This window comes from Mycobacterium sp. GA-1841 (assembly GCF_001954135.1).
In the GTDB taxonomy this organism is placed as follows: Bacteria; Actinomycetota; Actinomycetes; order Mycobacteriales; family Mycobacteriaceae; genus Mycobacterium.
The window spans coordinates 239732-252847 of record NZ_MBEQ01000070.1; the positions used below are offsets into that span (position 1 = coordinate 239732).

Here is a 13116-nt window from a genome sequence, read left to right on the forward strand (position 1 = left end):
AACGACGTGATCGAACGCGCTGAACCGTCCAACTCGCGTCCGGAAGAGGACGCCCCGCAGCATCGCTACACCACGCAACTGGCGGGTCAGATCGAGCGCGACTGGCAGGAACGGTGGCACGCGCTGGGCACGTTCAACGTGGCCAACCCGGTGGGCTCGCTGGCGCCGCAGGACGGCTCGCCGCTGCCCGCCGACAAGATGTTCGTCCAGGACATGTTCCCCTACCCCTCCGGCGAGGGTCTGCACGTCGGGCACCCGCTGGGGTATATCGCCACCGACGTCTACGCCCGGTACTACCGGATGACCGGCCGCAACGTCCTGCACGCCCTCGGCTTCGATGCGTTCGGTCTGCCGGCCGAGCAGTACGCCGTGCAGACCGGAACCCATCCGCGCACCCGTACCGAGGCCAACATCGTCAACTTCCGCCGCCAGTTGGGCCGGCTGGGATTGGGGCACGACGCGCGGCGCAGCTTTGCCACCACCGATGTCGACTTCTACAAGTGGACACAGTGGATCTTCCTGCAGATCTACAACGCCTGGTTCGACACCGCCACCAAGAAGGCCCGGCCCATCGCCGAGCTGGTGGCCGAATTCGACTCGGGGGCGCGCACTCTCGATGACGGCCGGACATGGTCGGAGCTGTCGGCGGCCGAGCGTGCCGATGTGGTGGACGGCCACCGCCTGGTGTACCGCGCCGACTCGATGGTGAACTGGTGCCCCGGCCTGGGCACGGTTCTGGCCAACGAAGAAGTCACCACCGACGGGCGCAGTGACCGCGGGAACTTCCCGGTATTCCGGAAGCGCTTGCGGCAGTGGATGATGCGCATCACCGCCTACTCGGACCGGCTGCTCGACGATCTCGAGGTGCTGGACTGGCCCGACAAGGTCAAGGCGATGCAGCGCAACTGGATCGGCCGCTCCACCGGTGCGTCGGTCGAATTCGCCACTGCTGCAGGCGATGTCGAGGTGTTCACCACCCGCCCGGACACCTTGTTCGGCGCCACGTACCTGGTGCTGGCGCCCGAACACGATCTGGTCGACGCGCTGGTGGCCGACGCCTGGCCCGAGGGCACCGATTCGCGGTGGACCTTCGGCGCGACGACTCCGGCCGAGGCCGTGGCGTCGTACCGGGCCGGCATCGCGGCCAAGTCGGATCTGGAGCGTCAGGAGAACAAGACCAAGACCGGCGTGTTCCTCGGCGCGTACGCCACCAATCCGGTCAATGGGACCGGTGTGCCCATCTTCATTGCCGACTACGTGCTGGCCGGATATGGCACCGGCGCCATCATGGCGGTGCCCGGTGGAGACCAACGCGACTGGGACTTCGCGACCGAGTTCGGGCTGCCCATCATCGAAGTGGTCTCCGGCGGAGACATCACCGAGGCGGCCTACAACGGCGACGGCACCATGGTGAACTCCGACTATCTCAATGGCCTGTCGGTGTCCGAGGCCAAGGCCGCGGTCATCGAACGCCTGGAGGCCGACGGTCGTGGCCGGGCCCGCATCGAGTACAAGCTGCGGGACTGGCTGTTCGCCCGGCAGCGGTACTGGGGCGAGCCGTTCCCGATCGTCTACGACACCGACGGCCGTGCCCACGCGCTGCCGGAATCGGCTCTGCCGGTGGAACTCCCGGACATCCCCGACTACGCCCCGGTGTCGTTCGACCCCGACGACGCCGACAGTGAACCGTCGCCGCCGCTGGGCAAGGCCACCGAGTGGGTGCACGTCGAGCTGGATCTCGGCGACGGGCTGCAGACCTACACCCGCGACACCAACGTGATGCCGCAGTGGGCGGGCAGCTCCTGGTACGAGCTGCGTTACACCGACCCGCACAACTCAGAAGAGCTGTGCGCCAAGGAGAACGAGGCCTACTGGATGGGTCCGCGCCCGGCCGAGCATGGGCCGAACGATCCGGGCGGCGTCGATCTGTACGTCGGCGGCGTCGAGCATGCGGTGCTGCATCTGCTGTACTCGCGCTTCTGGCACAAGGTGCTGTTCGATCTCGGCCACGTCAGCTCCAGCGAGCCTTACCGGCGCCTGATCAACCAGGGTTACATCCAGGCGTTCGCCTACACGGATGCCCGCGGCAGCTATGTGCCCGCCGCCGAAGTTGTCGAGCGCGAAGGCAAGTTCTTCTGGCCGGGGCCTGACGGTGAAATCGAGGTCAACCAAGAGTTCGGCAAGATCGGCAAGAGCCTGAAGAACTCCGTCTCACCTGACGAGATCTGCGATGCCTACGGTGCCGACACCCTGCGCGTCTACGAGATGTCGATGGGTCCATTGGAGGCGTCCCGGCCGTGGGCCACCAAGGATGTCGTCGGCGCGCATCGCTTCCTGCAGCGGGTGTGGCGCTTGGTGGTCTCCGAAGAAACCGGAACCACGGGTGTCAACGAGCACGAGGCCCTCGACGTCGACACGCTCAAGATCCTGCACCGCACGATCGCGGGCGTGGCCGAAGACTATGCCGCACTGCGCAACAACACTGCCGCGGCCAAGCTGATCGAGTACACCAACCACCTCACCAAGGAGGGGGTGGCCGCGCGCGCCGCGATCGAACCGCTGGTGCTCATGGTCGCCCCGTTGGCTCCGCATCTGGCCGAGGAGTTGTGGAAGCGGTTGGGCCACGACACGTCATTGGCGCACGGGCCGTTCCCGGTGGCTGATCCGCAGTACCTGGTGGACGACACGATCGAGTTCCCGGTTCAGGTCAACGGCAAGGTCCGCGGCAAGATCACCGTCGCTGCCGATGCGGACAAGGCGGCACTGGAGGCCGCGGCCCTGGCCGACGAGAAGGTGCAGGCTTTCCTGGACGGCGCCACGCCGAAGAAGGTGATCGTGGTGCCGGGCCGGCTGGTCAACCTCGTCGTCTAGTGATTTCGGTGCATCCGGTAACGGTCAGCGTTACCGGATGCACCGAAATCACCCGGGGCGGACCACGATTTCGTGGACATGCCCGTCGGGCGGGGTGGTGACGGCCGTCGCCACCAGTCCGGCGACCGTCTCCGGCTTGAGGAAGTTGGCCGGGTCGTACCGGCCCTCTTCATACGCCACCAGGTCGCGCTGCATCTCGGTGTCGACGCGCCCGGGGAAGATCGACGTGACCCGAAGTGACGGCTCGTCGGCGCGCAGTGAGTCGGCGAACGCCCGTAGTGCGAACTTGCTGGCCGAGTACGACGCCATCCCGGACGAAACCTTCTGGCCGGCACCGGAATTGATGAACACCACGTGTCCGTCAGCGGCGCGCAGGGCCGGCAGCAGAGCCAGGGTGAGGGCCACCGCGCCGGTGACGTTGACCTCGAAGGTGGCCCGCCACTGTTCGGCGATCGACTCCGAGACGCGGCCCGGGTAGAGCACGCCGGCGTTGTGGACCAGGACGTCGAGCTCAGCGAGCACCTCGGTGGCCGCCTCGATCGAATCGGGGTCGGTCAGGTCCAGCGGCCAGGTCGGTGCACCCAACCGTTCGGCCAGGGCATCCAGGCGCGCGGACGGTCGGCCCGCCAGCAGCAGCGTGTGGGTGGGGGCAAGGGCGGCGGCGATCGCCGAACCGATGCCGCCGGCGGCTCCGGTGATCAATGCAGTCGGCACGACTGCAACGTTACTGTGACGGCGAAAGCGGCGGGCCCGGCCGGGGGGCCGGGCCGCGGCGTCGCATCATGGTAGGGATGCCACCGGATCCCAGCTTCGCTCCCACCCAGCTCGCCGCGCGGGCCGCATACCTGCTGCGCGGCAACGACCTGGGCGTGATGACGACGGCCGCGCCGCTGCTGTATCCGCACATGTGGAGCTGGGATGCGGCGTTCGTGGCGATCGGCCTGGCCCCCCTCAGTGTGGAGCGGGCCGTGGTGGAACTCGACACGCTGCTCTCGGCGCAGTGGCGCAACGGCATGATTCCGCACATCGTGTTCGCCAACGGCGTCGACGGCTACTTTCCCGGCCCGGCGCGGTGGGCCACCTCGGCGCTGGCCGACAATGCGCCGCGGGTCCGGCACACCTCGGGAATCACGCAGCCACCCGTGCATGCGATCGCGGTCCAGCGCATCCTCGACCAGGCCCGGACCCGGGGCCGGTCCACCCGGGCGGTCGCGGCGAGTTTCCTCGACCGCCGGTGGGCGGATCTGGTGCGGTGGCATCGCTGGTTGGCCGAGATGCGCGATCAGGAGGGGCGCGGCCGCATCACGCTGTACCACGGGTGGGAGTCCGGTATGGACAACTCGCCGCGCTGGGACAGCGCCTACGCCAACGTCGTTCCCGGCGCGGTACCGGAATATCAGCGGGCCGACAACACGATCATCACCGATGCCAGCCAGCGGCCGAGCGACCTGGAGTACGACCGCTACCTGTGGCTGCTCGAGGAGATGAAATCCGTTCGCTACGACGATGATCTGCTGCCCAAGGTGATGAGCTTCGCGGTCGAGGATGTGTTCGTCTCGGCGGTCTTCTCGGTGGCCTGCCAGGTGCTGGCCGAGATCGGCGAGGACTACAAGCGCCCGCATGCCGATGTCCGCGATCTCTATTCCTGGGCCGAGCGCTTCCGGACCGGGGTGGTCGAGACGAGCGATGAACGCACCGGTGCGGCAAGGGATTACGACCTGCGCGCGAAGAAGTGGGTGGCCACCGAGACGGTGGCGCAGTTCGCGCCGCTGTTGTGCGGCGGGTTGCCGCACGAGAGGGAACGTGCCCTACTGCGCCTGCTGGAGGGTCCACGGTTCTGTGGGCACCCGGATCTGAAGTACTCCCTGATCCCGTCGACCTCGCCGGTGTCTCGCGATTTCCGGTCCCGCGAATACTGGCGCGGCCCGGTCTGGCCGGTGATGACGTGGCTGTTCTCGTGGTGTTTCGCCCGGCGCGGCTGGGCTGAGCGGGCATCGGCGTTACGCCGGGAGGGTTTGCGTCAGGCCAGCGACGGCACGTTCGCCGAATACTACGAGCCGTTCACCGGCGAGCCGCTGGGCAGCATGCAGCAGTCGTGGACCGCGGCGGCGGTGTTGGACTGGCTGGGCTGAGCCGGGGATGAAGCCGGGATGAGGCCAGGCCGAGCCCGCTAGTCGGACTTGGCGTGGGCGGCCTGCGCCGGTTCGTTCTGGACGGCCAACCGCTCCAGCGGAGCCAGCGCCTTGGCCAGGGTCTCCAGGTCGTCGGTGCTCAGATTGGCCAGCCGAGCGGCGAGATCGGCCCGGCGGGCAGCGAGTGATTCCCGGTGCTGTACGAGCCCGCGCGGGGTCACCTCGACGAGAACAGCGCGCAGGTCAGAGGGGTCGCGGGAACGCTTGACCAGGCCCAGTTTCTCCAGCCGGCGGATCGCCACGGTGGTGGTGGGCGTGCGGACGCGTTCGCGGGCCGCCAGCTCCGTCATGCGGATCGGGCCTTGGTCGAGCAGGGTGAGCAGAATCGAGAGCTGGGCCAGGGTGAGTTCCCCGGCCGTGCCCTTGTTGGTGTCGCCACGACGCAGCACCGAGAACACCTTCGAGAGGACGCGCTGCAGCTCCCCGGCCAACTCAGTGACCTGTGAATCGGGCTCCACCATAATTCGCTAGTCTAACCTGTCTGGAGCTGCCACGTTGTCAGCTTGTGCGGTTTGGCGTGCGGGATTCACCGTGCCTCACAGCACTTGGGACAGGAAGCGGCGCAACCGATCCGTCTCGGCCGATTCGAAGAGCTGATCCGGTGTGCCGGACTCGACGACCTTGCCGTGGTCCATGAACACCACCGAGTCCGCGGTCGAACGGGCGAAGCCCATCTCATGGGTCACCGCCAGGATCGTCATGCCCTCGCCGGCCAGGTCGGCGATCAGTTCCAGAATCCCTTTGACCAGTTCGGGGTCCAGCGCCGAGGTCGCCTCGTCGAAGAACATCACCTGGGGTGCCATCGCGAGTGCCCGAGCGATCGCGACCCGCTGTTGCTGACCGCCCGACAGTGTGGCGGGGCGCACCTCGGCCTTGTGCCGCAGACCCACCCGGTCCAATTGGGCCAGACCCAGTTCCCGGGCGGCCTCGGCACCGAGACCCTTGAGCTTGCGTGGGCCGAGGGTGACGTTGTCGAGAACGGTCTTGTGCGGGAACAGGTTGAACTGCTGGAAGACCATGCCGATGCGCTGGCGCAACTGGTCGGGGTTGTCGGTCAGCACCGACCGTCCGTCGAGCAGGATGTCGCCGCTGTCGGGTTCGTACAGCCGGTTGAGGGTACGCAGCAGAGTCGACTTCCCGGAGCCGGACGGACCGATGACGGCGGTCGTGGTGCCGGCCGGAACATCGAGGTCCACCCCGCGCAGCACCGGGTTGGGGCCGAACGCCAGGTGAATGTCCTTGGCGGCCAGCGCCACCGGCTGTGGTGCCGTCATCAGATCATCTCCTGGGTGGTCGCCGGGGGCAGCGGATCCTCTTCGGCGGGCGGCCGGCCTTTGCGTAACCGGTTGTCGACGAAGTTCACCAGATGGGTCAGGGGGATGGTCAGCAACAGGTAGAACAGGCCCGCGGCCACCAGCGGTGAGAGATTCCCGGTCTGCGCGTTGAGATCTCGGCCCACCTGGAACAGTTCGCGCTGGCTGGCGACCAGGCCGAGGAAGTACACCAGGGACGAGGCCTTCAGCAGTGAGATGAACTGGTTCATCAGCGCCGGCAGCACCCGCCGGATGCCCTGGGGAACCACGATCAAACGCATCGAGGAGGTGTAGCTGAAGCCAAGGGCCCGTGAAGCTTCCAGCTGTCCGGGCTCGACGCTCTGGATGCCGGAGCGGAAGATCTCGCCGACGTAGGCGGCGGCCATCAGGCCGAGCGCGGCGATTCCCAACGGGTACGGGCTGTTTCCGGTGAGGGACCCGACCACCGGCCCGACGCCGAGGCCGATCAACAGGATGATGACCACTTCGGGCAGGCCGCGGAAGATGTCGGTGTACACCCGGGCCGGCCAGCGCAGCCAGCGCGACCGGGAGATGCCGGCCACCGCCAGGGCCATGCCGAGGACCAGGCCGATGATGCTGGCGCACACGGTCAGGATGAGCGTGTTGGGCAGGCCGGTGCGCAGCAGGTCGGGGATCGCCTGTCGGTAGAGATCCCAATCCAGGAATGAGGCCGCCAGTTGTGCCAGTGTCGATTTCGGTGCTGCCGGACCACTGCCGGCCGGTGTCTCGTGGGCGGCGGCGATGGCGGCGAAATCGGGCAACTGGGGAACCGGTGCGGCTTTCGAACCGGGTTTCCAGCCGGGCGGCAGGGCCCGCGGCACCCAGTCGGAGTACAGCTTGGCCCAGGTGCCGTCGGCGATGACCGCATCCAGGCCGGAGTTGAGCGCATCGATCAGCGGCCGGTTCTCCTTGGCCACCGCCCACGCCACGAAATTGTCGAGGCTGAAGGTGTTTTCGATGATCTGGGCGGGGTCGCCGGGCTGCACCGTGCCGGAGGCCTGCTGGGACGGCGCCACCCAGGCGTCGATCTGACGGGTCTTGAGGCTGGCGTAGACGGTGTTGTAGTCGGGGAACTTGACCGGCTGCAGTCCCAGCGTGTCGATGACGTAGGCCTCCTGCACGGTGCCCTGCACCACGCCGATGCGCTGCCCGGCGGCGAGCCGGCCGAAGCCGGTGATCGGTGAGCCGGTCGGCACCACCAGCGAGAAGTAGCCGAAGTCGTAGCCGTTGGTGAAGCCGACCGTGCGGCGACGGGCGTCGGTGGTGGTGATCGACGAGGATGCCACGTCGAACCGTCGAGATGCGGTCTGGGCCAACAACCCTGAGAAGTCGGTGCCGACGAAGTTGATCCGCAGGCCGAGCTTGTCGGCGACGGCGCGCAGGAGCTCGTTGTCGAATCCGGTGAACTGTCCGGCCGCGTTGATGCAGATGCTGGGCGGTGCGTCGGACAGCGTGCCGACGGTGAGCACACCGGGGGTGCCCAGGCCGAGGTTCTCCGGCCGGATGGTGTCCAGAGGCACGACCGTGGCGGTGGTGTACCTGTCCGCTCCGGCGCCTGTGGCCGCGGCGGCCAAGTTGGTGGGCAGTGCACTGGCGCTGTCGACGCCGGGTGGGGCGCATTGGTCGACGTCTGCTGCGGCCGGTGCTGCCCACACCAGTCCGAGCAACATCAGGACCGTGGTCAGCAGCGCGGCCGATCGTCTGATGTCCATCTGAAGCAACCTAGTGGGCGGGGATCCGGTGATGAGCGATTCCGCTCACGGGGACCGCAAGTCGCCGAAGACGCCACGCCGGGTCAGCTCGGCGATCATGATCTGGGCCATCCGATCGGCCCGCTCGGTGCAGGCCCGGCGGGCGGCGTCGGGGTCGCGGGCTTGGATCGCGGCGATCTCGTCTTCGTAGCCGGCCAGGAAGTCGGCTTTGGCCTTCGGGTAGCTGATCCAGAATTCGGTGGGCGCGAAGCTCTTGCCGGCTCGGATGGTGGCCTGCAGGCGCGGCCCGGCGTATTCCTCGTTGATCGCGTCGCGAAACGTCCAGCAGGCTTCCTGGAAGGACTTGGTGTCCTTCGCTGAGCGCAGCGCGCGCAAGGAGTCGTCTAGGAATGCCAAAATTCGCGGCGTCGGGCCGGCGGCACACCGCGCCGAGGCGATGCCGTTGAGGATGCCGTACAGCTCGTGATGCTCGGCCACCGTGGCCTCGTCGAACCTGGAGACGAACGCGCCACGGTGATATCGCGTGGACAGGATCCCGTCGTGCTCGAGCTGCACCACCGCTTCCTGGATCGGGACGCGGCTCAGTCCCAGGTCGCGGACGATCTCGTTGCGGTCGATGCGGTCACCGGAACGCAGCTTGCCCGTCATCACCAAATTGATGATGTGCGTGACAACCTGGTCCTTCTCCTTGACCCCGTAGTTTTTGGGCACCCTGTTGTAACTCCCCATGGTTGGGTTGCACCCCCCCGGTGCGTTGGCGTTGCGCAAGTTTCTCATGCGCCCGCCGGATCTGCGATGTCAGTCTCAGCTTATTTGTCGGCCTTTGCCAGGCGGCCGTCACGCCAGCGGCACAGTGCCTCCGCGGCGGTCAGATCGTAGTCGGGCCCGTTGACGCCGACGGTGAGGATGCTGACCCCGAGATCGGCCAGGGCGTCGGCCTCGGCGAGCATGGCGTCGATGCCGTCGGAGTCCTGGACGCCGGCAGAGCGCTGCACGGTCGACGGATCGCGACCGGTCGCCGCGCAGTGCTCGGCCAGTACTTCGGCTTTGCCCGGGTAGGTGTTGCGGTCGACGAAGGCGTGCCAGATGTGGGCGTGTTCGGCCACCAGACGCAGAGTCTTGCGTTCGCCCTGCCCGCCGATCAGGATCGGGATCTCGCGGGTCGGCGCGGGGTTGAGCTTGGCCAGCCGGGCCTCGATCCGGGGCAGCGCCTGGGCCAGATCGTCCAGCCGGCTGCCGGCGGTGCCGAACTCATAGCCGTATTCGTCGTAATCCTTTTGCTTCCAACCGCTTCCGATACCCAGGATGAGCCGGCCCTCGGAGATGTGGTCGACGGTGCGGGCCATGTCGGCCAGCAGTTCGGGGTTGCGGTAGGAGTTGCAGCTGACCAGTGCCCCGATCTCGATGCGCGACGTCTGCTCGGCCCAGGCGCCCAGCATCGTCCAGCATTCGTAGTGCGCGCCGTCCGGATCGCCGTAGAGCGGGAAGAAGTGGTCCCAGTTGAAGGCGATGTCGACGCCGATGTCCTCGCAGCGGCGCACCGCGTCGCGGATGTGGCGGTAGACGGGGGAGTGCTGTGGCTGCAGTTGCACGCCGATGCGGATGGGATGGCTCACTTTTCCGAGCCTACTCAGCGACCGAGGAGGCCGCGCAGAATCCGCACCAGCTCGGCCGGTTGATCACCCTGCACCGAATGTCCGGAATCGGCGACTACGTGGGTGCGCTGGAAACCGGGTGCGCTATGTGCGAACGTCTCGGCGTCTTCGTCGTTGACGAAGAACGAGTTGGCACCGCGAATCAAAGTGGTGGGCATGGTGATTGCCGGGACGTCGTCCCACAGCCCGTCAAACCCGTCACCCTTGCGGAAGGAGTCATAGCGCCAGGTCCAGGTGCCGTCATCGAGCTGCTTGGAATTGTGGAACACCCCGCGTCGCAATGACTTCCGGTCGCGATGTGGGGCAGCCGCGACGGTGGCGTCGAGGATCGCGGCAAACGTCGGGAACGTCCGGTTCTCCTGGACCAGGGCGACGGTGCCCATCTGCGCCTTGGTCATCTCGTTGTGCCGCTCGGGTGCCGACGGCGTGACGTCGACGAGGGCCAGCTCGGGTACCAGCCGGGGCTCGGTGGCCGCGATCCGCAGCGCGGTCAGTCCGCCCAGCGACATGCCGACCACCAGGCGTGGATTGGGAGCGTGGGTCTGCAGCACCGGAATCAGGCTGGCCGCATTGAGTTTCGGGCCGTAGTCGCCGTCCTCGCGCCAGGCGGAACGACCGTGGCCGGGCAGATCGACGGCCAGGGCGGGCTCGCCGAGTCCGAGGATGACAGTGTCCCAGGTGTGGGCGTTCTGGCCGCCTCCGTGTAGGAACACCACCCGAGGAGCGTCGGTGCCGAACTTCAGCGCGCTGATCGGCCCCTGTTCGATGCGTTCGACCGGCGGCAACGGCCCATCTGCGCCGATCTGCTCGGCGTTCTCGGGCAGCAGCGCGAACTCGTCGAGGGTCAGCAGTTCCTCGTCAGAAATCTCCGGGGCCACGTCTGCGGACATTACTCCCCGGAGCCGGGCCGCCCTCAGCTGCCGACGGGGGCGGTGGTCCGGATCAGGTGATCGAACGCGGACAGTGCTGCCGTCGCACCGGCTCCGGCGGCGATGACGATCTGCTTGAACGGCACCGTGGTGCAGTCGCCGGCGGCGAAGACGCCGGGGACCGACGTCTGGCCGCGCTCGTCGATGACGATCTCTCCGCGCTTGGACAGTTCGACGCTGCCTTCCAGCCACTCGGTGTTGGGCAGCAGACCGATCTGGACGAAGACGCCCTGGAGCTCGAGGTTGTGGGACTCGCCCGTGGTGCGGTCCTGGTAGGTCAGACCGGTGACCTGGGCGCCGTCGCCGAGGACCTCGGTGGTCAGCGTGCTCAGCAGGATGTCGACGTTGGGCAGGCTGCGGAGCTTGCGCTGCAGCACCTCGTCGGCGCGCAGCACCGAGTCGAACTCGATCAGCGTGACGTGGGAGACCACGCCGGCGAGGTCGATCGCGGCTTCCACGCCAGAGTTGCCGCCGCCGACGACGGCGACCCGCTTGCCCTTGAACAGCGGTCCGTCGCAGTGCGGGCAGTAGGTGACGCCCTTGTTGCGGTACTCGGCCTCACCCGGCACGTCCATCGCGCGCCAGCGGGCGCCGGTGGCCAGGATGACGGTGCGAGCAGTCAGTGAGGCGCCGCTTTCCAGCGAGATCTCGATCAGCCCGCCCTCGTCGATCGCGGGCAGCAGCTTCGCGCCGCGCTGGGTATTCATCACGTCGACGTCGTACTCGCCGACGTGGGCTTCCAGTGCCGCGGCGTACTTCGGTCCCTCGGTGTGCGGGACGGAGATGTAATTCTCGATCGCCATCGTGTCGAGCACCTGACCGCCGAACCGCTCGGCGACCACACCGGTGCGAATTCCCTTGCGGGCAGCGTAGATTGCGGCTGCGGCCCCCGCGGGTCCGCCGCCGACCACCAGCACGTCGAAGGGGTCCTTCTCGGTGATCGCTTCGGCGGTGCGCTGCGCGGCGCCGACGTCGACCTTGCCGATGATCTGCTCCAGCGTCATGCGGCCCGAGTCGAACAGCTCACCGTTGAGGAAGACGGTGGGCACGGCCAGGACCTTGCGTTGTTCGACCTCGTCCTTGAACAGCGCGCCGTCGATGGCGACGTGGCTGATGCGAGGGTTGAGGATCGCCATCAGGTTCAGGGCCTGCACCACGTCGGGGCAGTTCTGGCAGGACAGCGAGAAGTAGGTCTCGAAGTGCAGGTCGACCCCACCGGCGTCGAGGCTTCGCACCTGCTCGAGCAGTTCGGGGGCTTCCTTCGACGGGTATCCGCCGACCTGCAGCAGCGCCAGCGCCAGCGAGGAGAACTCGTGGCCGAGGGGGATACCGGCGAACCGGACCTCGACGTCGGTGCCGGTGCGGCGGATGGCGAACGACGGTCGGCGCGCGTCGTCGTCGGCGCGCGAGTAGGTGATCTTGTCCGACATCGCCGCGATCTCGGTGAGCAGCTCGGCGAGTTCGGTGGACTTGGGGCCGTCATCGAGGGAGGACACCAGCTCGATCGGCGCGGTCAGCCGTTCCAGCAGGGACTTCAATTGGCCGGCGAGTGAGGTGTCGAGCATGCGGATCAACTCCATCGATGAGGGGACTGGCTGGGGCAGGTGCGGCCCGGAAAGCTGTGGTGGGCAGTGGTTCTGGCGAGCGGTACGGGCCGGGCGGACCGGGCCCGTACCGCCGACAGCGTCGAAGAGCTAGATCTTGCCGACGAGTTCCAGCGACGGGGCCAGGGTCTCTTCGCCCTCTTCCCACTTGGCCGGGCAGACCTCGCCCGGGTGGTTGCGGACGTACTGGGCGGCCTTGACCTTGCGGACCAGCTCGGCGGCGTTGCGGCCGATGCCCTCGGCGGTGACCTCGGTGAACTGGATGACACCGTCGGGGTCGACCAGGAAGGTGCCGCGGTCGGCCAGACCCTGGCCCTCACGGAGCACCTCGAAGTCGGTGCTGATCTGCAGGGTCGGGTCGCCGATCATGGCGTATTGGATCTTGCCGATCGTGTCGGACGAGTCGTGCCACGCCTTGTGGGTGAAGTGGGTGTCGGTGGACACCGAGAACACCTCGACGCCGAGGCGCTGCAGCTCCTCGTAGTGGTCGGCCAGGTCGCCGAGCTCGGTCGGGCAGACGAAGGTGAAGTCGGCCGGGTAGAAGAAGAAAATGGCCCACTTGTCCTTGATGTCGGCGTCCGACACGGGAATGAATGAGCCGTTTTTGTAGGCGGTCGCGGAGAACGGCTTGATCTGCTTGTTGATCAGGGCCACGGGGAACCTCTATTCGTCACTGTCGGATGTCTACTGCACCTCCCAGCGTAGTTGTTTTCTTGAATAGATCCAGTTTGTCCGCCCACTTGTGGTAGGTCTCACAACTCCGCAAGCGCGACCCGGCCCCGTCAAATACACAGTGGGCGGCCAGGTGAAACCTCTGTC

Annotated in this window: 11 protein-coding genes; 2 read left to right on the top strand and 9 right to left on the bottom strand. The window is 67.3% G+C overall.

All coding sequences use genetic code 11. From position 1 onward, the window contains the following. Positions 1-9: 9 nt before the first annotated feature. Positions 10-2871 carry a leucine--tRNA ligase gene (gene leuS, locus A5740_RS17580; RefSeq protein ID WP_139335193.1) on the top strand — a complete coding sequence of 954 codons (2862 nt, stop codon included), beginning with the start codon at positions 10-12 and terminating at the stop codon, positions 2869-2871. Positions 2872-2919: 48 nt separating this feature from the next. Here leuS and A5740_RS17585 read toward each other — a convergent pair whose 3' ends face one another. Further along, entirely contained in the window at positions 2920-3585 is a 666-nt protein-coding gene (locus tag A5740_RS17585) for an SDR family oxidoreductase (RefSeq protein WP_076195981.1), read from the bottom strand. A 77-nt stretch (positions 3586-3662) separates the two neighbouring features. Here A5740_RS17585 and A5740_RS17590 point away from each other — a divergent pair, with 77 nt between their 5' ends. Beyond that, a complete protein-coding gene (locus A5740_RS17590) occupies positions 3663-5003 on the top strand; it encodes an amylo-alpha-1,6-glucosidase (protein ID WP_076195983.1) in 1341 nt (446 codons plus the stop codon). Between the two features lie 38 nt (positions 5004-5041). On the opposite strand, the gene A5740_RS17595 is transcribed toward A5740_RS17590, so the two are convergent. The 8 genes from A5740_RS17595 to ahpC form a co-directional block, all read right to left on the bottom strand. Beyond that, positions 5042-5524: a MarR family winged helix-turn-helix transcriptional regulator gene (locus A5740_RS17595; protein ID WP_076195985.1), complete on the bottom strand. Its 483-nt coding sequence runs from the start codon at positions 5522-5524 to the stop codon at positions 5042-5044. Positions 5525-5599: 75 nt separating this feature from the next. Continuing rightward, positions 5600-6337 (bottom strand): amino acid ABC transporter ATP-binding protein, encoded by a 738-nt coding sequence (locus tag A5740_RS17600; protein WP_076195987.1) that lies wholly within the window; start codon positions 6335-6337, stop codon positions 5600-5602. After that, positions 6337-8109, bottom strand: a complete 1773-nt coding sequence (locus tag A5740_RS17605) for an ABC transporter substrate-binding protein/permease (protein WP_076195989.1) — start codon at positions 8107-8109, stop codon at positions 6337-6339. The genes A5740_RS17600 and A5740_RS17605 overlap by 1 nt, the downstream gene beginning before the upstream one ends. A gap of 45 nt (positions 8110-8154) precedes the next feature. Next, positions 8155-8820: a GntR family transcriptional regulator gene (locus tag A5740_RS17610; protein WP_076196037.1), complete on the bottom strand. Its 666-nt coding sequence runs from the start codon at positions 8818-8820 to the stop codon at positions 8155-8157. A 98-nt stretch (positions 8821-8918) separates the two neighbouring features. Further along, complete coding sequence (locus A5740_RS17615; protein WP_175616277.1) at positions 8919-9743, bottom strand: LLM class F420-dependent oxidoreductase; 825 nt, start codon at positions 9741-9743, stop codon at positions 8919-8921. Beyond that, positions 9740-10654: an alpha/beta fold hydrolase gene (locus A5740_RS17620; protein ID WP_076195993.1), complete on the bottom strand. Its 915-nt coding sequence runs from the start codon at positions 10652-10654 to the stop codon at positions 9740-9742. Before A5740_RS17620 ends, A5740_RS17615 begins: the two co-directional genes overlap by 4 nt. 23 nt (positions 10655-10677) lie before the next feature. Next, positions 10678-12258: an alkyl hydroperoxide reductase subunit F gene (ahpF, locus tag A5740_RS17625; protein ID WP_076196039.1), complete on the bottom strand. Its 1581-nt coding sequence runs from the start codon at positions 12256-12258 to the stop codon at positions 10678-10680. 129 nt (positions 12259-12387) lie between these two features. After that, on the bottom strand, positions 12388-12951 hold the full coding sequence (gene ahpC / locus A5740_RS17630; RefSeq protein WP_076195995.1) for an alkyl hydroperoxide reductase subunit C: 564 nt from the start codon (positions 12949-12951) through the stop codon (positions 12388-12390). Positions 12952-13116: the final 165 nt, after the last annotated feature.

What these genes read in the sequence shown, in the direction of transcription:
- A5740_RS17590 (WP_076195983.1), top strand. Translation starts at nt 3,663, where the DNA reads ATGCCACCGGATCCCAGCTTCGCTCCCACCCAGCTCGCCGCGCGGGCC.
- A5740_RS17595 (WP_076195985.1), bottom strand. Translation starts at nt 5,524, where the DNA reads ATGGTGGAGCCCGATTCACAGGTCACTGAGTTGGCCGGGGAGCTGCAG.
- A5740_RS17600 (WP_076195987.1), bottom strand. Translation starts at nt 6,337, where the DNA reads ATGACGGCACCACAGCCGGTGGCGCTGGCCGCCAAGGACATTCACCTG.
- A5740_RS17605 (WP_076195989.1), bottom strand. Translation starts at nt 8,109, where the DNA reads ATGGACATCAGACGATCGGCCGCGCTGCTGACCACGGTCCTGATGTTG.
- A5740_RS17620 (WP_076195993.1), bottom strand. Translation starts at nt 10,654, where the DNA reads ATGTCCGCAGACGTGGCCCCGGAGATTTCTGACGAGGAACTGCTGACC.
- ahpF (WP_076196039.1), bottom strand. Translation starts at nt 12,258, where the DNA reads ATGCTCGACACCTCACTCGCCGGCCAATTGAAGTCCCTGCTGGAACGG.